Below are 23,918 nucleotides of genomic sequence, written 5' to 3' on the forward strand. Positions count from 1 at the left end.
CTAAGTATGTTGATCGATGCTTTGCTGGTCGATCGCATCGAGAGAGGTGAGCCAACTTGGCCGAAACACCAGTCACCCCGATTGCCGTCATTGGCATGGGCTGCCGGCTGCCCGGCGGGATCGACTCACCGGCGGGGTTCTGGCAGGCGCTCCTGCGACGCGATGACCTCGTCACGAAGGTTCCGCTGGATCGCTGGGACGCTGACGAGTATTACGACCCGGAGCCAGGCGTGCCCGGTCGTTCGGTGTCCAAGTGGGGTGCGTTCCTCGACGATGTCACGGGGTTCGATGCCGACTTCTTCGGATACGGCGAGCGTGAGGCGCCGTCCATCGATCCGCAGCACCGTCTGCTCCTCGAGACGTCCTGGGAGGCCCTCGAGCACGCAGGGTTGGCCCCGACCGACGTTTCCGGCTCGCTGACCGGCGTGTTCCTCGGCATGACGCACAACGACTACCAGATGGTGGCCGCCGAGGCCGATGCACTCGACGGCGCCTACGGCTTCGCCGGGACGAACTTCAGCCTCGCGTCGGGTCGCGTTGCCTACGCGCTCGGTGTTCACGGGCCCGCGCTGACAGTGGACTCGGCATGCTCATCGGGCTTGCTGGCCATTCACATGGCGTGCCGGAGCCTGCACGAGTCGGAAAGCGACCTGGCCCTGGCCGGCGGCGCTTCGCTCTTGCTCGATCCGAAGAAGATGGTGGCGGGTTCGGCACAGGGGATGCTGTCGCCCACAGGTCGCTGCCACGCGTTCGACGTCAGTGCCGATGGGTTCGTCTCCGGTGAAGGCGTCGCGATGGTGCTGCTGAAGCGCCTTGCCGACGCGGAGCGGGACGGCGACCGGGTGCTCGCCGTGATCCGTGGGACCGCGGCGAACCAGGACGGCCACACGATCAACATCGCGACCCCGTCGGAGGAGTCGCAAAGTGCGGTCTACCGCGCGGCCCTGGCTGCCGGTGGGGTCGATCCCGTGACGGTCGGCATGATCGAAGCCCACGGGACCGGAACTCCGGTCGGCGATCCCATCGAGTTCGCGAGTTTGGCCGCGGTGTACGGCACCGACGGACCGTGCGCACTCGGTTCGGTGAAGACGAACATCGGACACGCCCAGTCGGCATCCGGCGCGATCGGTCTGATCAAGGCCGTGCTCGCGCTGCAGCACGGCTCTGTCCCGGCGAACCTGCATTTCACCGAATTGCCCGAGCCGATGGCTCGACTCAAGAGCTCACTGGTGGTGCCCACCGAACTGATGCAGTGGCCCGTCGAGGGGGCGCATCCCCGTCGCGCGGCGGTGTCGTCCTACGGCTTGTCGGGCACCAACGTGCACGCTGTGCTCGAGCAGGCGCCTGACGCCGGGTCCGAACCTGCCGGCGCGTCGAACGGCGACTCCGAGGCCATGATCTTCGCGGTGTCCTCCACCTCCGCCGATGAACTGCGCCGCACTGCGGGCCGGCTGGCCAACTGGCTGACCCATGAGGCCGCCGATCAGCCGTTGCCCGATCTGGCGTACACGCTGACGAGGCGGCGCGCTCATCGGCCGGTCCGAACCACGGTGACGGCGGCGACCGCCGAGGAACTCACCGCAGCCCTGCGCGAGGTCGCCGAGGGCGACGCCGTCTACGAGCCGGCGGTGGGTACCGGCGAGCGCGGACCCGTGTGGTTGTTCTCGGGTCAGGGCTCGCAGTGGGCCGGCATGGGCGCCCAGCTTCTTGCCAATGAGCCTGCCTTCGCGGCAGCCATTGCCGAGCTGGAGCCCCTGATCGCGGCAGAGTCGGGTTTCTCTGTGACCGAAGCGATTTCAGATCCCGAGCCGGTCAAGGGAATTGACCGGGTGCAGCCGACGATCTTCGCGATGCAGGTCGCGCTCGCTGCGGCGTTGAAGTCAAGGGGAGTGCTGCCCGGAGCGGTGATCGGCCATTCGATGGGCGAGGCCGCCGCCGCGGTGGTGGCGGGCGCGCTGTCGCTGCAGGACGGCGTGAAGGTGATCTGCAGGCGTTCGACCCTGATGATGCGCATCTCGGGTTCGGGTGCGATGGCATCGGTCGAACTGCCCGCTCAGCATGTGTTGTCCGAACTCGCCGCACGCGGGATCACCGACGTCGTGATCTCGGTGATCGCCTCGCCGCGGTCCACCGTGGTCGGAGGCACCACCGAACGCATTCGGGAACTGGTCGCCGACTGGGAACAACGGGACATCATGGCGCGCGAGGTCGCGGTCGACGTCGCGTCGCACTCGCCGCAGGTCGACCCGATCCTCGACGACCTCGTCGAGGCGCTCGCGGACCTGACCCCACTCACTCCGTCGGTGCCGTACTACTCGTCGACCTCATACGACCCTCGTGACGAGCCGTATACGGATGCCGATTACTGGGTCGACAATCTGCGCCACGCGGTGCGGTTCTCGGCCGCCGTGCAGGCCGCACTCGAAGACGGCTACCGGGTGTTCGGTGAGCTGGCCCCGCATCCTCTGCTGGTCCACCCGGCCGAACAGGTCGCCCGCAGCCTGGACATCAGCATCGCGGCGCTGCCGAGCATGCGACGCGAGACGCAGATGCCCACCGGGCTGCTGCAGTATGTCGGAGACCTCCACAGCGCTGGTGCGGCAGTCGACTTCGCGACGCTGTACCCGGCGGGCGCCCTGTCCGACGCGCCGCTTCCCACCTGGACCCGCCAGCCCCTGACCGTCAGCCGGGACGCCCGCGAGCACGTTCCGGGCGGTGGCCATCTGCTCAGCGTCCACCCGTTGTTGGGCGCGCACGTGGTCCTTCCCGAGGATCCCGAGCGGCATGTCTGGCAGGCCGACGTCGGTGTCGAAGCGCAGCCGTGGCTGGCCGACCATCAGGTCCACAATGTGGCTGCACTTCCGGGCGCCGCGTATTGCGAGATGGCTTTGGTCGCCGGTCGCTCGCTGTTGGGCGATGCCTGCGAGGTACGGGACATCACCTTCGAGCAGATGCTGCTGCTCGACGACGAGACCCTGGTCTCCGCCGAGGCGACGGTGACACCCGAGGGTGCGGTGGACTTCCAGGTCGAGACCGCCAAGCAGGGCGAACGGATCCGGCGTGCGGCGGCGGTGATCGTCGAGGCCGATCCGTCCGACGTTCCGGCCCGGCACGATCTCACCGAACTCAAGGCCGCCCACCCTCGCCGTGTCGAGGGGGATGGGCTGCGTAAATGGTTCGCGGAGAAGGGCATTCAGTACGGGCCTGCATTCTCCGGCCTGGCGGCGGCATATACCGCCGAAGGTCCGGTCACCAGCGTTCTGGCTGAGGTGGCCCTGCCCAGTGCGATTCGGTCCCAACAGGGCGCCTACCAGATCCATCCGGCCCTGCTCGACGTGTGCTTCCAGTCTGTGGCGGCGTACGCCGAGGGCGAGGATCCGGGCGGGCTGCTGCTCCCGCTCGGCGTGAACAGCCTGCGGGCATCCGGTTCGACCCGGGCAGCGCATTACTGCCTGCTGCAGGTCACCAGCGCCGACGCCACCAGCGTGGAAGCCGATCTCGATCTCCTCGATGAGGACGGTGAGGTGCTGCTCGTCGTTCGGGGCCTGCGCCTGGGCACCGGAATGTCTGAAAGCGGTCAGCGGGAACGCGTCTTCAACGAGCGCCTGCTCGCCGTCGATTGGCAGGAGCAGGAGCTTCCGGAGGTGCAGACGTCCGGAACGGGCCGGTGGTTGCTGATCACGCCCGACGAAGCGGATCTGCTGTCCACCGAATTGGCCGATGCGCTCGAACCTGATCTCGGCGACGTGTCGACCGTGGTCTGGCCCGAAGGGGCGAACCACTCGGCCCATGCCGAATCACTGCGCAACCACCTCGACAACGACTCGTACAGCAATGTCGTCGTGGTCCTGGCCGGCGCTGCGGATGCGGGGGACCGGCAATCGGCTTCCCGGGGTCTGCAACATGTCCAGCGGGTGGTTCACATCGTGCGTGAACTCGTCGAGGTCGACGATCAAGCCCCCCGTCTCCATCTGATCACTCGTAGTGCGCAATCGGTGCTGTCCGGCGACGCGATCAACCTCGACCAGATCGGCCTTCGCGGGCTGGTCCGGGTGATCGGGAACGAACAACCGCAGCTGCATGCGACTCAGATCGACATCGATGAGCGGACCGACGCCAAAGACATTGCCCGTCAACTGCTCACCGGCAGTCCCGAGGACGAGACCGCCTGGCGCGACGGCAAGTGGTACACCGCGCGACTGGGAGCGAGCCCGCTGGCTGCCGACGAGCGTCTGTCCACCATCGTCGACATGTCCACCGACGCAGTGCGCCTGAGCATCCGTACGCCGGGTGACTTCGGTTCTCTGGAGCTCACCGCCTTTGAGCGGACCGCTCCCGAGCGCGGTTGCATCGAGGTGAGGGTCGGCGCGTCGAGCCTGAATTTCATCGACGTCCTGGCCGCCTCCGGCCGGTATCCCGGTCTGATGGAGCAATCCGCAACGCTGGGCCGCGATTTCGCCGGAATCGTCACGGCCGTCGGACCCGACGTCGCCGACCACAAGGTGGGCGATCGGGTCGCCGGTGTGTCGACAACAGGCTGCTGGGGCACGTTCGTCACGTGTGCCTCCGACCTTGCCGTCGCACTGCCAGACGGGCTGGCGACGGCAAGCGCCGCCGCTGTGCCCACCGCACACGCAACGGCGTGGTACGCGCTGCGTGATCTGGCGCGGATATCGGCGCAGGACAAGGTGCTGATTCATTCGGCAACCGGCGGCCTCGGTCTGGCGGCCATCGCCATCGCACGCGAAGCAGGTGCCGAGGTATTCGCCACCGCGGGCAGTCCCGAGCGTCGACAACTGTTGCGCGACATGGGCATCAAGTACGTCTACGACTCACGCACGCTGAGTTTTGCCGATGAGATCCGCCGCGACACCAATGGATACGGTGTCGACGTCGTGCTCAACTCGCTGACCGGGTCGGCGCAGCGTGCCGGGCTGGAACTGCTCGCCTTCGGCGGCCGGTTCGTGGAGACCGGGGTGGCCGATCTCCGCGGCGACGCCAGCCTCACGCCGGCGATGATCCGAGAGGGCCTGTCCTTCCACGCGGTCGATCTGTCGACGCTGAGCCAGCGGCGACCCGACGTCGTCCGTCGTCTGCTGGACACCGTGTTCGGCAAGATTGCCGAAGGCGCACTACCCCTTCCGGAGATCAAGACGTATCCGTTCACCGAGTGGGCGGCGGCGATGGAACTGATGGATGCGGCAGGGCATGCCGGCAAGCTCGTGTTGGAGGTCCCGGAGTCGGGATCCGATACGGCCGTGGTGCCGCCCGAGCACGCACCGGCTTTCCGCTCCGACGGCGCGTATGTGATCACCGGTGGACTCGGCGGTCTTGGACGGTTCCTCGCCGAGAAGATGGCGTCGGCCGGTTGCGGCCGGATCGTGCTCAACGCCAGGTCCCAGCCGTCCGCCGAAGCGCTGGTCGAACTCGACCGCATTCGGGGCCTCGGTACCGAGGTGGAGGTGGTGACCGGCGACATCGCCGATGCGGCCACCGCCGAGGCGCTGGTGTCGGCGGCAACGGCCACCGGGCTTGCGCTACGGGGTGTCCTGCACGCGGCGGCGGTCGTGGAAGACGCCACACTGACCAACATCACCGATGATCTGGTGGCCCGAGATTGGACGCCAAAAGCCGTGGGCGCGTGGAACCTCCACGAGGCGACGCGGTCGGAATCGCTGGACTGGTTCTGCTGCTTCTCGTCGGCTGCGGCTCTGGTGGGCTCGCCCGGGCAGGGTGCGTATGCGGCGGCCAACAGCTGGTTGGACGGATTCACCCGGTGGCGGCGCAATGAAGGACTGCGCTCCAGTGCAATCGCCTGGGGAGCGTGGACCGAGATCGGTAAGGGCACCGGATTCGCCGAGGCCTCCGACTCGGCGATCGTTCCCGACGAAGGTGCACACGCCTTCGAGACGATCCTGCGACACGACCGCGGGTACGCCGGCTACACGCCGATCGTGGGTGTGTCCTGGCTTGCCGACTTCGCCAAGCGTGTCCCGTTCGCCGAGTCGTTCCGTCCTGCCAGTTCCGGGGATTCCGACGCCAGCGGCTTCCTCACGGAGTTGTATGCCACTCCGCAGGACGAATGGCCTTCGCGGTTGCGTCGTCTGGTCTCCGACCAGATCAGTGTGCTGCTGCGTCGTTCGATCGACCCGGACCGTCCGCTGGCCGAGTACGGCATCGACTCGCTCGGCAACCTCGAGGTACGGACCAGGATCGAGACCGAGACCGGGGTGCGGATCAGCCCGGCGGACATCACGACCGTTCGCGGGCTCGCCGACAAGCTGTGCGAGAAATTGATCGCCAGTGCCGACACGGAGCTGACACCGACGGCGTGATGCTGAATTCGGTTGATTTTATAGAGGAGTCACGTTGCTGTTAGGTTCCGTTGCGATCGGTTCGATCGAGGAGTGGGAAGCTCCGCCCGGTTCTGCTGTGTCTTGGCGGGCTTCGCCCGGTTCGTGCGCCAAGGCCGCTGAAGCGCCTGTCAGCGACGTGCCGGTCAGCTACATGCAGGCCCAGCACCTGCGGGGCTTCGTCGATCAGCGGGCCAAGGGCCTGGACTACTCCCGTCTGGTGATCGTGACATGTGATATTCCAGGGCAATGCGACATCAGGGCGATGACCTATGTGGTCAATGCCCATGTGCGCCGGCATGACACGTTCCGCAGCTGGTTCGAGTACCACGATGTCCACAACATCGTGCGCCACCAGATGACGAACCCGGCCGACATCAAGTTCGTGCCCACCCGGCACGGCGATCTCACGTCGGAGGAGCTGCGTCAGCTCACGCTGTCGACACCGGATCCGTTGCACTGGGATTGCTTCACCTACGGCATCGTTCAGTACCCGGATCGATTCACGATCTACGTGAGCATCGACCACCTGCACATGGATGCGACGTTCGCGGGTGTCACCCTCATGGAGTTCCACGCGATGTACACCACCCTCGTCGGTGGTGGCGCTCCGCTGGCACTTCCGGAGGCGGGGAGCTACGACGCCTTCTGCATTCGTCAGAAGGAACTTCTCGGCTCGTTGACGGCGGACTCGCCGGAAGTCAAGGCATGGGCCGACTTCGCGACGAGCAACAACGGCAGCCTGCCGGACTTCCCACTGCCCCTGGGCGATCCGCTCGAGCCGTGTGGAGCGGAGATGTGGGTCGAGACCCTCATGGACGAGGAGCAGACAGCCAATTTCGAGTCGGCATGCGTCGCTGCCGGGGCCCGCTTCATCGGTGGCATGCTCGCCTGCACGGGGCTGGCCGAGCATGAGTTGACCGGAGCGGACACCTACTACGGGCTGACCCCGAGCGATACCCGCAAGACCACCGCCGATCTCATGACGATGGGTTGGTTTACCGGGCTGGTGCCGATCACCGTTCCGATCGCGGGCAGGTCCTTTGCCGAATCGGCCGTTGCGGCACAGAAATCCTTCGACGCCGGACATCAGCTCGTGGATGTCCCGTTCTACCGGGTGCTGGAGTTGAGACCCGAATTGGATTGGCCGAGGCCGAACTTCCAGGTGATCAACTTCCTGGACGCCGGAGCGGCGCCATTGTCGGTCCTGCTCACCACCGAGCTGGAATCGATGCGGATCGGAATGTTCAGCGACGGTGTGTACTCGTACCAGATGACCGTGTTCCTGGTGCGTCTGAAGGACCGGACGGCGGTCTCGGTGGTCTACCCGAACAACCCCGAAGCGCATGAATCGGTCGGTCGGTACGTCAAGGTGCTGAAATCGACGTGTGCGCGGGTGCTGGAGAACCTCGGCGCAGGGTCGCGCAAGTGAGTCGCGGAATGAAGTCAGAACAGGAAGGCACACTTGATGGCTGAGTCAACACTCAACGGCGTGCTGCGTGAACGGGCGAGCATGCAGCCCAACGATATCGCCTACACCTTCGTCGATTACGAACGTGACTGGGATGGCGTCGAGGAGACCCTGACCTGGGGCCAGCTCTACCGGCGCATCCGAAATCTGGCGGGGGAGCTTCAGGCCCACGCCGCATCGGGAGACCGCGCCGTGGTCCTCGCACCGCAGGGCCTGGACTACATCGTCGCCTTCCTGGCTTCGCTGGAAGCCGGCGTGGTCTGTGTTCCGCTGTCGACGCCGATGGTCGGCAATCACGATGAGCGGGTCACCGCTGTCCTCCGTGACGCGGCGCCCACCGTCATCCTCACCACGTCCGCCATCTCCGAGACTGTGACTCCGTATGCGGTGGCGCAGGACGGCAACCCGGCGCCCGTCGTGCTCGAGGTCGACAAGCTCGACCTCGATGCCCGCAAGGCGGTTCGCCTGAGGCGCGAGGCCGCTCCGGATACCGCGTACCTCCAGTACACCTCCGGCTCGACGCGGATCCCCGCGGGCGTGATGGTGTCGAACCGCAACCTGACGGCCAACTTCGAGCAGATGATGGCCAGTTTCTACCCGGACTACAACCGGGTGCCGCCGTCAGACACAACGGTCGTGACGTGGCTGCCGCTGTACCACGACATGGGCATGATGGCCGGCATCGTTGCGCCGATTCTGGGTGGCTGGCGCACCGTGATGATGAGCCCGCTGGCGTTCCTGGCCCGGCCGGCACGCTGGATGCAGCAGCTCGGCAGCGTCCCCACCGGCTTGACCGCCGGACCCAACTTCGCCTTCGACCTGGCCTCGGCCAAGACCACCGATGACGATATGGCGGGTTGCGATCTGGGCAACGTGCTGAGCATCATCAGCGGGGCCGAGCGCGTCCACCAGGCGACCGTCGAACGCTTCACCAAGCGGTTCGCGGCATTCAATCTGCAGGGCAAGGTGATTCGCCCGTCCTATGGTCTGGCCGAGGCCACGCTGTACGTCGCGACGCGCGAGCCGGGGAAGCCGCCGGTGGTGGCTCATTTCGAGCCCGAGAAACTGGCGGCCGGGCACGCCGAGCGGTGTGCCAGTGGAACCGCGCTGATCAGCTACGGGACCCCGCAGAGCCCGGAGGTACGGATCGTCGATCCGGAAACCCGTATCGAGGTGCCCGCCGGGATGATCGGTGAGATCTGGGCACAGGGCGAGAACATCGCGGCCGGGTACTGGAACCGGCCCGACGAGACGCAGGAGACGTTCGGCGCGACGGTCGACGGCGTACCCGACGGAACCTGGCTGCGGACCGGCGATCTGGGCTTCATCTCCGAAGGTGAGTTGTTCATCATCGGCCGGGTCAAGGATCTCCTGATCGTCCGCGGGCGCAACCACTACCCGGACGACATCGAGGCCACGGTGTCGGCGATCTCCCGTGGGCGCGTCGCTGCGATTGCGGTGAACCACGACGAGGAAGAGAAGCTGGTCGCCGTCATCGAGGTCAAGAAGCGTTCCGACGAAAGCCCGGAGGCCCTGGCCGAGCGTCTCACGTTGATGAAACGCGAAGTGATCTCCGCCATCTCGACGGCGCATGGACTCAACCCCGCCGACCTGGCACTGGTCGCCCCCGGCTCGCTCCCGATCACCACCAGCGGCAAGGTCCGTCGTCAGGCGAGTGCAGAGCTGTACCGCCGACAGGAGTTTGCGAGGTTGGACGCCTGATCGGGGCTGAACCGAAGCGCTGAAACCACTATGTGGGCAACCCTTTTGCTGATGGCCATCGCGGTCAGCCTCGAACCGGTGCGGATCGGGCTGACCGTGCTGATGCTGAACCGACCCCGGCCGGTGCATCAATTGCTGGCGTTCCTGTGCGGTGGGTTCCTCATGGGCCTGGTGGTCGGCGGGACGGCGTTGCTTGTCCTCGACGCCGCACCGCTGGCCGCAGGCACGCTCACCGTGCCGAGGATGCAGATCGGGATCGGCATCCTCGCCCTGATCGCCGCGGCGTTGGTGGCGGCGAATGTGGGTGCGCGGCGGGCGCAACCGGCAGAGGCGGCGCCTGAGGAGTCCGGCTCCGGCCAAGTGGCACTCGCGGCGCCGCGAGTCGGTCTGCGAGACCGGATACGGGCAGTGATGCAAGGTAATTCGCTGTGGGTCGCCGGTGTCAGCGGGCTGGGTATCGCGTTGCCTTCGGTCGACTACCTGGCGGCACTGGCGGTCATACATGCGTCCGGTGTCGCACCCGGCACACAGGTTGGTGCGGTGATCGCTTTCAACCTGGTGGCCTTTGCACTCGTGGAGATCCCACTCCTGAGTTACCTGATCGCCCCACAACGTACGCTGGTGTGGATGACCCGCGTGCATACCTGGATCCGTTCGTGCACGCGGCGCGACGTGGCGATGATTCTTACTGCGGCAGGGGCTTTGTTCATCACGATCGGCCTGCTGGGGATATGAGCGACAGCATGACACCGCCGACGGGTGGTGCTCAGAAGGGAGACGGCAGGATGCCTGGAGTCAACGGAGGACGTCGGCGTCGCGAAGCAGTCCGTGGTCGGAGCCGGTCACGAGATGCCGTTCGACGCGTGCCGCAGGGCCTGCTGGCCGGATCCTTCGCCGTCGGTCTTGTCGCCGCAGGAACGGTGTTCGGCGCCGGGACGGCGTCGGCCGAGTCCGCGCTGATCTTCGGCGGCGCCCGCGGGCCCGGCATCCCGTGGGACCAGATCACCAACAGGGTGGGCCGCGGCTTTTACCCGAATGCGAACCGGCACATCGTCGAGTACCCCGCCGGGATGGTGTATGGCCGGTTGCCGGACCAGTTGTGGCCCGGCAACGACATCTCGACCGACAGCGTGGGCGATTCGGTGGACATCGGTGCCCGCAACCTGAAGACCGCGCTGGCGGGCACCCCCGGGCAGACCGTGGTGGTCGGCAACTCCGAGGGCGCGCTGGTGCTCAGCGAGGCGCTGGCGCGCCTCTCGCAGGATCCCGGTGCGCGTGCCCCGGAAGGCGTGTCCTTCACGCTGTTCGGCCCCCCGCAGTCGGTGACGCCGTTCAGCCATTCGGTGCTGTCGTCGCTGACGCCGGGAACGTACGTTCCGCTGATCGACTACACGGTGCGCGGTCCGGTGGAGAGTCAGTACGACACCACCTTGGTGGTGGGCGAATACGATTTCATCGCCGACTTCCCAGACCGGCCGGACAACTTCCTGGCCCTGGCGAATTCGCTTGTCGCCCTTGAGTACCTGCACACCGAGACCTCGTACAGCGCGCCCGGGGACGTGCCGCCGCAGAACGTCTTCGTCACGGTCAACTCCCGTGGTGCGACGCAGACGGCGATGTTCCTGCCCACCAAGCTCTTGCCGTTGACCCGACCGCTTCGCGACCTGGGTGTTCCCAACGAGCTGGTCGATCAGCTCGACGGTGTGGTGCGGCCCATGGTGGATGCCGGCTACTCACGTAACGACTATCCGGGTGCCCCGGCAACCGGTATGGATCCGGTGGCCCGGGCCAACGTCGAGGACTGGTTGCGGCAGGCCGGCACCGGCCTGTCGGAACTGCCGCCACAACCGGCCCCCGCGTCGCAGCCCACGATCAAGCTGAGCCGGACCGACCAGGAGAACATCGACAAGGCCGTGCAGGGCGTCAAGTTGAGCCCCACCGATCAGGCCAACATCGACAAGGCTGTGAAGGACGTCAAGCTCAGCCCGACCGACCAGGCCAATATGGACAACGCGGCTCAGCAGTTGAAGAACCTGTTCCCGGGGATCGGCTAGACCACTTCGCCTTTGCCGCCCGGGCTCAGCTGCCGGGCTGGGTTCCTCGCTTGGCGGCCACCCTCAGCCGGCTTCTGAGCCGGTTGAGCTGACCTGTCACGAAATCCGACGGCCACCAGTTCGCCGACCCGATCAGGGTGGCGATCGCGGGAACGGTCAAGGTGCGCACCAGGAATGTGTCCAACAGAATCCCCACACCCACCACGAATCCGGCTTGCACGACCGTGCTGATGCTGGCGAACAACAACCCGAACATCGATGCCGCGAAGATCAGACCGGCCGCGGTGATCACACCGCCGGTGGATCCGACTGTGCGAATGACACCCGACCGCACACCATGCGGTGACTCGTCGCGTATTCGAGATATCAACAGCAGGTTGTAATCGGCGCCAACAGCGACCAGCACGATGAAGGTCAGTGCGGGCACGCTCCAATGCAACTGTTGGCCGAGCACATACTGGAACATCACGACACCGATGCCCAAGGCCGACAGATACGAGATCACCACCGAGGCGATCAGATACAGCGGAGCCACAAAGGCCCGCAGCAGGACAACCAGGATCAGCAGCACGACCGCGATCGTGACCGCGATGATCAGCCGGATGTCGTGGTTGTAGAAGTCGCGGGTATCGCGCAGCATCGCCGGATATCCGGCGATCGATACCGAGGATCCGTCGAGAGCGGTGTTCGGCAGGGCGCCGCGCGCGGTGTCACTGATCGCATTGACCAGGTTCATCGCCTCGGTGCCGAACGGATTGATGTCGGTCTGGATCAGATAGCGCGCGGTATGGCCGTCGGGGGAGATGAATGTCGCTGCGGCCTTACGGAATTCGTCCTGGGTGAGAATCTGGGCGGGCACGTAGAACCCGGACATCGGCGGGCTGGCCGCGTCGGTCTTCATGTTGAGCAGGAAAGCCGATGCCTCGTCGAGCCCCGATCCCATTCGTTTGGTCTCGGTGACCAGTTGGGACACTCCGTCTGCGATCTGCCGGCTGGCGTCGGCGAGGGTATCCGCGCCGTTCTGCAGCGTGCCCAGCTGTGATCGCGCCTGGGCCGGATTGGCCAGTCCCATGGATTGCATGGCTTTGCTCGCGGTCTCGACGGTGGCGCTGAGCTTCTTGACCGTGTCATCGAGGGTCTGCACGGGATCAGTGGCTCGCAGATCCCGTGCCAGGGCAGCGATCTGATCGAAGGTTCCGTCAGTGCGTGCGGCGGCGAGCCGTCGCAGTGATCCGCGGGCCTCGAGACAGGCCGGGTCGGTGAGGCAGACCGGGCTGGTGTCCAGTCCGCGCAGGACCGGATCGATCCACGGCATTCCGTTGGTCAGATCGGAGAAGTTCGAACCGAGCGAGTCGCCGAGTGCCCGCATACTGCTGACAAGCTTTGCCGCGCTGTCGATCTGCTGAAGTGTCGTATTGCCGCCGACTTGCTGTTGCATCGTCGCCAGGGCATCGACCAGGCCACGTGCTCCGGCCACGCCGCGGGTGACCTGCGTGCGTACATCGAGGAGACTCGTGGCCAGGGAATCAGCGCCGTCGGTGAGCCGGTTGAGATCGCTTGCGCGCCCGTTGATCTGTGTGGACGCGTCGTTGAGCTTGGTTCCGACCTCACCGGCCTGATAGCTCAGCCGTGCCTGCTGCAGGGATTCTCCGGTCGGCCGGGTGATTCCGCGTACGACCGCGATTCCGGGAAGCTGGCTCACCCGTTGGGCCATCTGCTCCAGGTCGGCCAGCGCCTGGGGCGTGCGCAGTTCGTTCGGAGACTGGATGATCAGATACTGCGGGATGGCCGAGCTGATCGGGAAGTGATCCTCCAGCGCCGCATACCCCATCGAACTCTCGGCGTGCGCCGGCAGTGCTTTGCGGTCGTCGTAGTTGTATTGGACCAGGGTCGCGCAACTGGCCAGCGCCGCAAGGACAACCAGGCTGGCGGCCAGGTGAGACCACGGCCGGCGCACGATGCGGATCCCGGATCGCCGCCAGATCCGGGTGGTGAGATCACGGCGCGGGGCTATCCAGCCGCGACGGCCGACCAACACCATCACGGCAGGCAACAGCGTCAACGCGGCCAGCAATGCGATGCCGATGGCGACTGCCAGTGCGGTGCCCACCGTGGAGAACACACCCAGCTGAGCGAAGGTCATCCCGAGGAAGGTGACGGCCACCGTGGCGGCGGACGCCGCGATGACCTTGCCGATCGAGCCGAGCGCCTCTACGACCGCGCGATCGGATTCCAGCCCCTCACGCAGATAGTCGTGATATCGGCTGATCAGGAAGACCGCGTAGTCGGTCCCGGCTCCGGCCATCATGGCGGTCAGGAACACGACGGTCTGGTTGGAGATCCCCATGCCGAGTGAGGCCAGGCCGGCGATCACCGACTGTGCGGTGACCAGCGATGCCCCGATGGTCAGCAACGGCAGCAGCATCGTGACCGGATTTCGGTAGATGATCAGCAAGATCACCAGCACCATGCCGATCGTGGCGATCTCGATGGCGGTCGTGTCGCGTTCGCCGATGTCGGTGAGATCGGCGACGGTGGCGGCGGGTCCGGTGAGGCTCGCGGTGAGCGAGACGTCATGCACGCTGTCTTTGACGATATCGGCGACGCGGGTATAGGACGCATATGACTGCGGTGAACCGACGTTCCCAGCGATGCCGACCGGCAGGATCCAGGCCTTGCCGTCTTTGCTGGACATGACCTCGCGCAGGGGAGGGGCACTGATGAAGTCCTGCAGCATCACGACGTCTTTGTCGTTCTTGCGCAGGTTGTCGACGAGGGTGCGGTAAGTCGCCTCATCGGCCGGACCCAGCCCCTTGTCGTTCGTCAAGACGACGAGTAGGACGTTCTCCGAGCCGGATTCGTGAAACGCCTCGGTCATTTCGCGGGTCGCGAGAGTAACCGGCGCGTGCGACGGCAGGATCGCGACCGGGCGTTGCTGCACCATCAGCGTCAACGACGGGAACGTGAGCGGCAGCGCGGCCGCGATGGCCAACCAGATTCCGATGATGAGCCAGGGCCAGCGCACTATCAACGAGCCGAGCCGGACGAACAGCGAGGAGTGTTCGGCGGTGCTCGTAGATTCTGTGGGCGGCGGCACTTTACGATCCTACGGGCGAGCGGGTGGGCACCCGTCGGCGCCGTGGTGGCAGTGAATTGATGTGCGCCTCGACCTCACCGATTGCTCGGAGACAGCCACCGGGTCTTGATCCGCCAGGAATGCGCGGAGGCGAGTGCGAAGATCGCGCCGCATCCGCAGGCGAAAATCCATACCAGACGGCCGTTCTCGATGGGTTGCAGCGCCGGTACCAGCGACGTGACGATCCGGGTCGCGCAGGCAAGCATTCCGCTGACCGAGGCGAACAGGTAGATGTTGGCGATCCGCCGCGACCGCGGGTCCTTGCGCAGGATCAGCATGGCGCGGGCCCCGTAGCCCAGCAGGTAGAGCAACGTGCCGCAGAGCAGGATCCAGTAGACGCTCAGCCAGAAATCCGTCGGCACCTGGAAGAAATCGGCCCGGTACACCGCGGCGCCGTTGCCCATCGAGAAGGTGGCCAGCAGCACCGGGATGCAGATGGTGGCCGGGCGCTCGACGTACTGCTTGAAGGAGCGCTGCATGGCGTTGTCGTCCTGGAGGCGGCCCAGGGAGTTGTAGACGATGGCCGACGCCGCGACGATGTAGGCGTCATGGCCGATGTAGTCCTCGACGTTCCACTTGCCCGTCAGCTCATACAGCACCTGTCCGATGGTCTCCGACGCCCACGGCGACATCAGCAGCACCGCCACCCCCTGCAGCGCGATGTTCAGGGTGGCGGCCACTTCCCATCGGCATGACCAGGTGACTCGCCTGATCCACAGGCTCCACAGGATGCAGGCCAGTGTGATCGCGATGAGTGTGGCGACGGACATAACAATTTGCCTCGGACGGTGTTGCGGACAGCTGACGTGCCGGCGGCCTACAGCGGAGGTGCGTCGGCGCGTGGGGTCAGGTGGGACAGTTTCGTGGGCCGGTGGACGGCCGGGCGGACACGGGTGGCGGTGTCCACGGGCGCCACGGTGACCGGCGACGACTCCATGTAGTGCCACACTTCCTGGCGACTCATCAGCCCGAACCGGATCTGCAGGTCGGGATAGTTGAGGTGGAAGCGGTCGGCTACCTGACGCAGTTCCTCAGCGTTGGGATAGTCGGCCTCTTTCACGCGCCGGTAGTACGTGCTGCTGGAGACACCCAGCGCGCTGTACACGGCCTTGGCGTCGACCTCGCCGTCCAGCAGATAGTCGAGCAGGGCCTTGAGCTGCCTGCCGTTCTCGTCGGTTCGCGGCATCAGAACACAATAGACCCGAACCTGCAGTTGGTCGCAGCGAACCACGGCGATGCCAGCAATGACGTTATTGACAACAATGTCAGACTTTTGGCACAGCTCTCCCATTTTTGGGACTATCTAGCTAACGTTACAGATATGTCTGTTTCCGTCCTGCCCGACGCGGCCGGCACCGGCTCGTGGATCGCTGACTATGGCACGGTCGGGCCACCGGTTGCCTCAGACCTGGCAACGGTGTCCAGTTCGTTGGACGACGTATTGTCCGCCGAGCTGCACGGAGCCCGGACCGCGATGGGCTGCACCGCCGAGGAATTGCTGCTGGCCGCGCTGGGCCGGACAGTCGCCCGCGCGATCGGGGACGGACTACTGACCGTCGATGTCGTGAGCGGTCCCGAGCGGGCGGGATATCGCCGCGTCGGAGTGCCATGTGTCTCCCAGAGGGGGTTGTCGGGGCCCGAATTGCTCGCAGCCGCACGTCCGGGCGTCGACACCGGCGAGCACGCGGGGGTGGACATGAGCTTCGCGTACGGAGAGGGGCCGCGGGCGGGGCAGTTCGAACACCCGTTGGCGCTGCACGTCCAGTGCGACACCGAGACCACCATGCGACTGCTCTGGCGGTTCGACAGCCGCAGGTTCGACCAGTGCACGGTCCATGAGTTGGCCGAGCAGTTTCCGCTGGCACTGATCGAGGTCACCTCGGGTTAGATCTGATTTCCGATTGATTTGCGGGGCTCATTAGACTGGGCGGATCGGCGCTGATCCGGCCATCACCGGGGAGCCTTCGGAAGAACAGCTGCGGATCGAGTGTTCGGATTCGGCGTAGCCCAGTAGAACCGGACGGGTGGGCCCGTGATCGCCCGAAAGTTGAGCGGCGCGCTGCAGTGCAGCGCGCAAGCGGGGTGGTACCGCGGCGCTTGCGCACCCGTGCGACGTCGTCCCCGTGCCTGGACATACAGGCTCCCCGAGTGGGGAGCCCCGGACGCGGCCCGGCCGCGTCATAGGCACAGGAGACGCGCCAGTGACTGCCCAATCGGAGTCTTCAACGTCGGCCGGGTACCCCAAGCCGGCCGCACCCAACTTCCCGGAACGGGAACTTGAGGTGCTCGACTACTGGGCCGCCGACGACACCTTCCGGGCCAGCATCGCGCGCCGTGCGGATGCAGAGGAATACGTCTTCTACGACGGGCCCCCGTTCGCCAACGGTCTGCCGCACTACGGCCACCTGCTCACCGGCTACGTCAAGGACATCGTGCCGCGCTACCGCACCATGCGTGGCTACAAGGTGGAACGCCGGTTCGGTTGGGATACCCACGGGCTGCCCGCCGAGCTCGAGGTGCAGCGTCAACTCGGCATCGCGGACAAGGCCCAGATCGAAGAGATGGGCATCGAGAAGTTCAACGCGGCCTGCCGTGCCTCCGTGCTGAAGTACAGCGACGAATGGCGTGCCTACGTCACCCGTCAGGCGCGCTGGGTGGACTTCGACAATGACTACAAGACCCTGGATCCGACCTTCATGGAGTCGGTGATCTGGGCCTTCAAGCAGCTGTGGGACAAGGGCCTGGCCTACGAGGGCAACCGGGTGCTGCCGTACTGCTGGAACGACGAGACCCCGTTGTCCAACCACGAGCTGCGGATGGATGACGATGTCTACCAGAGCCGCCAGGATCCGGCGGTGACGGTGGGCTTCACCGTGACCGACGGCCCGCTCAGGGGTGCGCACCTGTTGATCTGGACGACGACGCCGTGGACGTTGCCGTCCAACCAGGCCGTCGCGGTCAACCCCGACATCGACTACGTCCTGGTGCAGGGCCCCGACGGGCGGCGCTACGTCCTGGCTCAGGCGCGGCTTGCCGCGTACGCGCGCGAGCTCGGGGAAGAACCCGAAGTTCTCGGCAGCTACACCGGGCGGGATCTGCTCGGGACGCGGTACCTGCCGCCCTTCACCTACTTCATGGATGCACCCAACTCGTTCCAGGTGCTGGCCGCTGACTTCGTCAGCACCGAGGACGGCACGGGCATCGTGCACATGGCCCCCGCCTACGGCGAGGACGACAAGGCCACCGCGGACACCGCCGACATCGTCGCGGTCACCCCGGTGGACTCGAAGGGCCGATTCGACGCATCGGTGCCCGATTACGCGGGTCAGCACGTCTTCGACGCCAATTCGCAGATCATCCGCGACCTCAAGAACAGCGACGGGCCTGCGGCGGCCAACGGCGCGGTGCTGCTGCGCCACGAGACCTATGAGCACTCCTACCCGCACTGCTGGCGGTGCCGTAACCCGTTGATCTACCGCGCGGTGTCGTCGTGGTTCATCAAGGTCACCGATTTCCGGGACCGGATGGTCGAGCTCAACCAGCAGATCACCTGGTATCCCGAGCACGTCAAGGACGGGCAGTTCGGTAAGTGGCTGTCCAATGCACGTGACTGGTCGGTATCGCGAAATCGGTACTGGGGCAGCCCGATTCCGGTATGGAAGTCTGATGACCCGGCGTATCCGCGGATCGATGTGTACGGCAGCCTCGACGAGCTCGAGCGCGATTTCGGTGTCCGGCCGACCGATCTGCACCGGCCGTTCATCGACGAGCTGACCCGGCCCAACCCGGACGATCCGACCGGCAAGTCCACGATGCGCCGCATCGAGGACGTGTTCGACGTGTGGTTCGACTCCGGGTCGATGCCGTACGCGCAGGTGCACTACCCGTTCGAGAACCAGGAGTGGTTCGACGGAACCGGTACGGACGGGGTGGATGCGCACTTCCCCGGTGATTTCATCGTCGAGTACATCGGCCAGACCCGCGGCTGGTTCTACACCATGCACGTGCTGGCGACCGCGCTGTTCGACAAGCCCGCCTTCAAAACCTGTGTGGCGCACGGGATCGTGCTGGGCAACGACGGTCAGAAGATGAGCAAGTCGTTGCGCAACTACCCGGATGTCAGCGAGGTGTTCGACCGCGACGGGTCCGACGCCATGCGCTGGTTCCTGATGGCCTCGCCGATCTTGCGGGGCGGCAACCTGATCGTCACCGAGCAGGGCATCCGCGAGGGCGTCCGTCAGGTGCTGCTGCCGTTGTGGAACGCCTACAGCTTCCTGGCGCTGTACGCGCCGAAGAAGGGCACCTGGCGGACCGACTCGAGCAACGTGCTGGACCGCTACATCCTGGCCAAGCTGGCCCAACTGCGTGACGATCTGACCATCTCGCTGGACACGTGCGATATCTCCGGGGCCTGCGACGAACTTCGGCAGTTCACCGAGGCGTTGACGAACTGGTATGTGCGCCGGTCACGTTCGCGGTTCTGGGAAGAGGACGCCGAGGCCATCGACACCCTGCACACCGTGCTGGAGGTGACCTGCCGACTGGCGGCACCGCTGCTGCCGCTGGCCACCGAGGTGATCTGGCAGGGTCTGACCGGTGAGCGATCGGTGCATCTGACCGACTGGCCCGAGGCCGACGTGCTGCCGAAGGACGCCGACCTGGTGGCCGCGATGGACCAGGTGCGCGAGGTGTGCTCGGTGGGGTCCTCGCTGCGCAAGGCCAAGAAGCTGCGGGTGCGCCTGCCGCTGCCGAAACTGACTGTGGCAGTGGAAAATCCGGCCGCCCTCGGGCCGTTCGCCGATCTCATCGCCGATGAGCTCAACGTCAAGCAGGTTGAGCTGACCGCCGACATCGACACCTACGGTCGGTTCGAGTTGGCCGTCAACGCCCGCGTCGCCGGCCCCCGGATCGGCAAGGACGTGCAGGCCGCGATCAAGGCCGTGAAGGCGGGGGAGGGTGTGGTCAATCCCGACGGCACCCTGACCGCCGGTCCGGTGGTGCTGCAGCCGGAGGAGTACACCGCCAAACTGGTTGCCGCCGACCCGGAGTGGACCACGGCCCTGCCCGACGGCGCAGGCCTGGTGGTGCTCGACGGCACGGTTACCGAGGAACTGGAGGCCGAGGGCTGGGCCAAGGACCGCATCCGCGAACTGCAGGAACTGCGCAAGTCGACCGGCCTTGAGGTGTCCGACCGCATCTCGGTGCAGATCTCGGTTCCGGCTCAGTATGAGCCGTGGGCCCGCGCGCATCGAGATCTCATCGCCGGTGAAATCCTGGCCACCAGTTTCGAGTTCGGTGCCGTCGCCGACGGTGCCGAGATCGGGGACGGGGTGCGGGTCGCGATCGCAAAGGCGTGATGCGCCCCGATCAGGTACCGGCGGATCAGGTGCCCGTCACCCGGGCCGTGCGGTCACCGAGTGACACGGTGTCGCCCGGGCGTAGCTGGCGGCCGCGCCGGAGCTCGACTTCGCCGTTGACGCTGACCAGGCCGTCGGCGATGACGGCCCTGGCGTCGGCGCCGCTGTCGATCAGGGAGGCCAGCTTGAGGAACTGTCCCAGGCGAATCGACTCGTCCCTGATCGGTACGTCATCCGGCGTCATGCAGGTCAGGCTAGCGCCATAGCATCACAACTATGAACGGCGCCGAGGTCACGGGCGCGGGCGGACGCTGGGTTCTGCACCTCGACATGGATGCGTTCTTCGCATCCGTCGAGCAACTGACCCGTCCCACCCTGCGCGGCAGGCCCGTGCTCGTCGGCGGCCTGGGCGGCCGCGGCGTGGTGGCCGGGGCCAGCTATGAGGCGCGCCGCTACGGCGCGCGCTCGGCCATGCCGATGCATCAGGCCCGTCGGCTCGTCGGTGCACCCGCGGTCGTGCTGCCGCCCCGCGGTGCGGTGTACGGCGTGGCGAGTCGGCGCGCGCTGGATACCGTGCGCAGCGTCGTCCCGGTGCTCGAGCAGTTGTCCTTCGACGAGGCCTTCGGCGAACCTGTTGAACTGGTCGGCGCCACGGCGGCCGATGTCGAGGAATTCTGCCAGCAGTTGCGAGCCAAGGTGCGCGAGCAGACCGGGCTGGTGGCGTCCGTGGGGGCCGGATCAGGAAAGCAGATCGCCAAGATCGCTTCGGGGTTGGCCAAACCCGACGGAATCCGGGTCGTCCGCCGCGACGAGGAGGCGCGGCTGCTCGACGGCCTACCGGTGCGCAAGTTGTGGGGGATAGGCCCGGTGGCCGAGGAGAAGTTGCACCGGCTGGGCATCGAGACGGTGGGTGCGTTGGCCGCGCTGTCGGATGCCGAGGCCGCCAGCGTGCTCGGCACGGCGGCGGGCACTGCGCTGCATCGGCTGGCCCGCGGAATCGACGATCGTCCGGTGGCCGAGCGGGCCGAGGCCAAGCAGATCAGCGCGGAGTCGACATTCCCCGAGGATCTCACCACACTGCGTCAGCTTCAGGAAGCGATCGGACCGATCGGCGAACACGCGCACCGGCGCCTGGAGAAGGACGGCCGCGGCGCCCGTACCGTGACCGTCAAGCTGAAGAAGTCCGACATGAGCACGCTGACTCGTTCGGCCACACTCGCTTACGCCACCACCGAGGTGGCCACCCTGATCGGTACTGCCCGCCGGTTGCTGCTCGATCCCGTTGAGATCGGTCCGATTCGCCTTGTCGGCGTTGGCTTTTCGGGGTTATCCGATAGCAGGCAGGAATCGTTGTTCCCGGACCTGGAGCAGCTCGACGACATCTCAGACTCCCACCACCAGGCCACGGAGGCGGCCCAGGTAACCCAAACCGGTTGGCGCATCGGCGACGACGTGGTCCACCCCGACCATGGGCACGGCTGGGTTCAGGGCGCTGGACACGGGGTGATGACCGTGCGCTTCGAGACTCGGGCCAGCGGGCCTGGGCCGGCCAGGACATTCCCCGACGACACGCCGGGTTTCCGCAGGGCCGACCCGGTCGCCAGCCTGGACTGGGGTGACTATCTCAGCGGATTGGCCGACTACCAGAGCACGCCGTAGGTGCTGCTCAGGATGAAGCCGTGCTCCCCGTACGTCTTGCACGTCACCGTGCCCTGATAGCCGACTCCGCAACTGGCGCCCCAGTTCTCCAGTCGGTGGCCCTCGGGCAGCACGTCGACGTCCCGGGTGAACGAGGCGGTGTCGGAGTGCCGGTAGGAGGCGGGTCCGCCGCTGTTGACGAGGATCTGGTTGCTGCCTGCCGGTGCGTCCATCGGCACGGCGTCACAACCGACCGGGCCGCCGTTTGGGCCGATCCCGCAATGACGACCGTCGGGGGTCCGGAAGAACAGTCCGTAGAAATCGGTGGGCGAGCTGTAGTTGCCCTCCGCGATGGGGTAGCTGTCGATTTCCTCGACGCCGGGCGGCGAAGGCAGGGCCGGTGCCACCGGAAGCGGGCTGAGCGCCAGTAGGCCGACGGCAGCCGCCGCCGAAATGTGGAAACGCACGTTCTCTATTGAACACGCGGCGTCAACCCCAGGATTCGATGACCTCGACAACCGGTCGGGCGGCGGCCAACGCGGCCATCAGCAGGACCCGGGCCTGGGGTGGGCGCAGCCGGGGCAACACCACTGCGCCGGCATCGACGAGTTGCCGTCCGGGGCCGTACTGCGCGGCGACCGGGCCGTCGGGAACCCGGGTCGATATCGCGATCACCACCCCGTCGAGGCAGTGCCTGCGGACCCCGTCGATCAACGCGGCCCCCGCGTTGCCCGAACCCACCGCCTCGACCACGATGCCCCGCGCTCCGGCGGCGACGCAGGCGTCGAGGGCTGCCGCATCCGCTCCCGGGTAGGCGGCGACGATGTCGACCCGGGGCGCTGACGCCGCGGCCAGTTCACCGAGAAAAGCACGCGTTTTCGCGGTGGTGATCGCACATCCGGAGTCGGTGACCGTTCCGAGCGGGGTTCCGGTGAACGCGTCCAACTCGTGGGTATGACGCTTGCGCAGGCCCAGCGGTTGCCACACCGTGCCGGCGAAGCTGACCGCCACGCCGAGATCCCGGGCCTGCGGGCCGGCCGCCACGGTGATCGCGTCACGCAGGTTGCCCGGTCCGTCACTGTCGGGATCATCTGCGCTGCGTTGCGACCCGGTGAGCACCACGGGGACGTTTCCACCGTAGATGAGGTCGAGCCACAGGGCGGTCTCCTCCATGGTGTCGGTTCCATGTGTGATGACGACGCCGTCGGCGTGGGCCGCGGCGACGCTGACCGCGTCTGCAATCCGGTCCCAGTCGGCGGGTGTCAGCAGAGCGCTGTCGGTCGCCATCGCGTCGACGATGTCGACCTGTGCCGCCACGGCCATCCCGGCCGTCAGCTCAGCCCCGGTGCGTGTCGGGCGTCTGATTCCGGTCGCGTCGGTGCTGGTCGAGATGGTGCCGCCGGTGGTGATGACGACGAGGCGCCTGGGCGGGTGCTCGGGCAGGTTCACGGGCTCCATCACGGTGCAGATTGTCCCGCATCGACTGTTTGGGATGATAGGAGAGTGACTGATGAAACGTCAGGCCCGGCCGAGCCGGTGACCGACGCAATCGGGGACGCGAAATCGTCCTCCGTAACCGCTGCGCCGCCTCGGCGGCGGCTGCGCCTGCTGCTCACCGTCGCTGCCGTGGTGCTGTTCATCGACGTGGTGACCAAGGTGCTCGCGGTGCGCCTGCTGACACCCGGCCAGCCGGTATCGATCATCGGTGACACCGTGACCTGGACCCTGGTCCGCAACTCCGGAGCGGCGTTCTCGATGGCAACCGGGTACACCTGGGTGCTGACGCTCATCGCCACCGGCGTGGTGATCGGCATCGTCTGGATGGGTCGCCGGCTGGTCTCCCCGTGGTGGGCGATCGGCCTGGGCATGATCCTGGGCGGTGCGACCGGAAACCTGATCGACCGTTTCTTCCGCGCGCCCGGACCGCTGCGCGGCCACGTGGTGGATTTCTTCTCGGTCGGCTGGTGGCCGGTGTTCAATGTGGCCGACCCGGCGGTGGTGGGCGGCGCCATTCTGTTGGTGGCGTTGTCGTTGTTCGGCTTCGACTTCGATACCGTCGGCCGGCGCCAGCCGGACGACGAGACTGCTGAGGTCGGCCGGCGTCAGGACGATCCCGCACCGGAGGACGCCGAACCGGAACCCGCCGACGACGCTCAAGCGAAGGACGCGAAGGACGCGAAGGACGCG

14 protein-coding genes and 1 pseudogene are annotated in these 23,918 nt (G+C 66.4%); 9 read left to right on the forward strand and 6 right to left on the reverse strand.

The window, feature by feature from the left end; all coding sequences use genetic code 11:
- Positions 1 to 56 precede the first annotated feature (56 nt).
- The 5 genes from pks2 to ACWEFV_RS04430 all read left to right on the forward strand — a co-directional run bounded on the left by pks2 (position 57) and on the right by ACWEFV_RS04430 (position 11,600).
- On the forward strand, positions 57 to 6,335 hold the full coding sequence (pks2, locus tag ACWEFV_RS04410) for a sulfolipid-1 biosynthesis phthioceranic/hydroxyphthioceranic acid synthase (RefSeq protein ID WP_450069171.1): 6,279 nt from the start codon (positions 57 to 59) through the stop codon (positions 6,333 to 6,335).
- A gap of 34 nt (positions 6,336 to 6,369) precedes the next feature.
- Positions 6,370 to 7,785 carry a condensation domain-containing protein gene (locus ACWEFV_RS04415; protein ID WP_450069172.1) on the forward strand — a complete coding sequence of 472 codons (1,416 nt, stop codon included), beginning with the start codon at positions 6,370 to 6,372 and terminating at the stop codon, positions 7,783 to 7,785.
- A gap of 36 nt (positions 7,786 to 7,821) precedes the next feature.
- On the forward strand, positions 7,822 to 9,546 hold the full coding sequence (locus ACWEFV_RS04420; protein ID WP_450069173.1) for an AMP-binding protein: 1,725 nt from the start codon (positions 7,822 to 7,824) through the stop codon (positions 9,544 to 9,546).
- A gap of 30 nt (positions 9,547 to 9,576) precedes the next feature.
- On the forward strand, positions 9,577 to 10,281 hold the full coding sequence (locus ACWEFV_RS04425) for a GAP family protein (protein WP_450069174.1): 705 nt from the start codon (positions 9,577 to 9,579) through the stop codon (positions 10,279 to 10,281).
- Positions 10,282 to 10,409: 128 nt separating this feature from the next.
- The gene (locus tag ACWEFV_RS04430) at positions 10,410 to 11,600 is read left to right on the forward strand and encodes a PE-PPE domain-containing protein (protein WP_450069175.1); all 1,191 of its coding nucleotides are present in this window, start codon (positions 10,410 to 10,412) and stop codon (positions 11,598 to 11,600) included.
- Between the two features lie 25 nt (positions 11,601 to 11,625).
- On the opposite strand, the gene ACWEFV_RS04435 is transcribed toward ACWEFV_RS04430, so the two are convergent.
- From ACWEFV_RS04435 to ACWEFV_RS04445, 3 genes are all read right to left on the reverse strand, one after another.
- Entirely contained in the window at positions 11,626 to 14,607 is a 2,982-nt protein-coding gene (locus ACWEFV_RS04435) for an MMPL/RND family transporter (protein WP_450069269.1), read from the reverse strand.
- 164 nt (positions 14,608 to 14,771) lie between these two features.
- Positions 14,772 to 15,506: a hypothetical protein gene (locus tag ACWEFV_RS04440; RefSeq protein ID WP_135454393.1), complete on the reverse strand. Its 735-nt coding sequence runs from the start codon at positions 15,504 to 15,506 to the stop codon at positions 14,772 to 14,774.
- Positions 15,507 to 15,553: 47 nt separating this feature from the next.
- Positions 15,554 to 15,922, reverse strand: a complete 369-nt coding sequence (locus ACWEFV_RS04445) for an XRE family transcriptional regulator (RefSeq protein ID WP_450069176.1) — start codon at positions 15,920 to 15,922, stop codon at positions 15,554 to 15,556.
- A gap of 135 nt (positions 15,923 to 16,057) precedes the next feature.
- Here ACWEFV_RS04445 and ACWEFV_RS04450 point away from each other — a divergent pair, with 135 nt between their 5' ends.
- Positions 16,058 to 16,624 carry a hypothetical protein gene (locus tag ACWEFV_RS04450; RefSeq protein WP_450069177.1) on the forward strand — a complete coding sequence of 189 codons (567 nt, stop codon included), beginning with the start codon at positions 16,058 to 16,060 and terminating at the stop codon, positions 16,622 to 16,624.
- Positions 16,625 to 16,937: 313 nt separating this feature from the next.
- Positions 16,938 to 20,093, forward strand: a complete 3,156-nt coding sequence (gene ileS, locus ACWEFV_RS04455) for an isoleucine--tRNA ligase (protein WP_450069178.1) — start codon at positions 16,938 to 16,940, stop codon at positions 20,091 to 20,093.
- 25 nt (positions 20,094 to 20,118) lie between these two features.
- Here ileS and ACWEFV_RS04460 read toward each other — a convergent pair whose 3' ends face one another.
- Complete coding sequence (locus tag ACWEFV_RS04460) at positions 20,119 to 20,337, reverse strand: RNA-binding S4 domain-containing protein (RefSeq protein ID WP_450069179.1); 219 nt, start codon at positions 20,335 to 20,337, stop codon at positions 20,119 to 20,121.
- A 32-nt stretch (positions 20,338 to 20,369) separates the two neighbouring features.
- Here ACWEFV_RS04460 and ACWEFV_RS04465 point away from each other — a divergent pair, with 32 nt between their 5' ends.
- Positions 20,370 to 21,752: a DNA polymerase IV gene (locus ACWEFV_RS04465; RefSeq protein WP_450069180.1), complete on the forward strand. Its 1,383-nt coding sequence runs from the start codon at positions 20,370 to 20,372 to the stop codon at positions 21,750 to 21,752.
- On the opposite strand, the gene ACWEFV_RS04470 is transcribed toward ACWEFV_RS04465, so the two are convergent.
- Positions 21,734 to 22,198: a hypothetical protein gene (locus ACWEFV_RS04470; RefSeq protein WP_450069181.1), complete on the reverse strand. Its 465-nt coding sequence runs from the start codon at positions 22,196 to 22,198 to the stop codon at positions 21,734 to 21,736. The two genes, ACWEFV_RS04465 and ACWEFV_RS04470, sit on opposite strands and share 19 nt — an antisense overlap.
- A 22-nt stretch (positions 22,199 to 22,220) precedes the next feature.
- A complete protein-coding gene (locus tag ACWEFV_RS04475) occupies positions 22,221 to 23,189 on the reverse strand; it encodes an asparaginase (protein WP_450069270.1) in 969 nt (322 codons plus the stop codon).
- A gap of 45 nt (positions 23,190 to 23,234) precedes the next feature.
- Here ACWEFV_RS04475 and lspA point away from each other — a divergent pair.
- A pseudogene (gene lspA, locus ACWEFV_RS04480) lies at positions 23,235 to 23,846 on the forward strand (signal peptidase II); the annotation flags it as partial.
- Positions 23,847 to 23,918 lie beyond the last annotated feature (72 nt).

It is taken from the genome of Mycobacterium sp. NPDC004974 (genome assembly GCF_053600815.1).

What these genes read in the sequence shown, in the direction of transcription:
- ACWEFV_RS04440 (WP_135454393.1), bottom strand. Translation starts at nt 15,506, where the DNA reads ATGTCCGTCGCCACACTCATCGCGATCACACTGGCCTGCATCCTGTGG.
- ACWEFV_RS04465 (WP_450069180.1), top strand. Translation starts at nt 20,370, where the DNA reads ATGAACGGCGCCGAGGTCACGGGCGCGGGCGGACGCTGGGTTCTGCAC.
- ACWEFV_RS04425 (WP_450069174.1), top strand. Translation starts at nt 9,577, where the DNA reads ATGTGGGCAACCCTTTTGCTGATGGCCATCGCGGTCAGCCTCGAACCG.
- ACWEFV_RS04475 (WP_450069270.1), bottom strand. Translation starts at nt 23,189, where the DNA reads ATGGAGCCCGTGAACCTGCCCGAGCACCCGCCCAGGCGCCTCGTCGTC.
- ACWEFV_RS04445 (WP_450069176.1), bottom strand. Translation starts at nt 15,922, where the DNA reads ATGCCGCGAACCGACGAGAACGGCAGGCAGCTCAAGGCCCTGCTCGAC.
- ACWEFV_RS04460 (WP_450069179.1), bottom strand. Translation starts at nt 20,337, where the DNA reads ATGACGCCGGATGACGTACCGATCAGGGACGAGTCGATTCGCCTGGGA.
- ACWEFV_RS04420 (WP_450069173.1), top strand. Translation starts at nt 7,822, where the DNA reads ATGGCTGAGTCAACACTCAACGGCGTGCTGCGTGAACGGGCGAGCATG.
- ACWEFV_RS04450 (WP_450069177.1), top strand. Translation starts at nt 16,058, where the DNA reads ATGTCTGTTTCCGTCCTGCCCGACGCGGCCGGCACCGGCTCGTGGATC.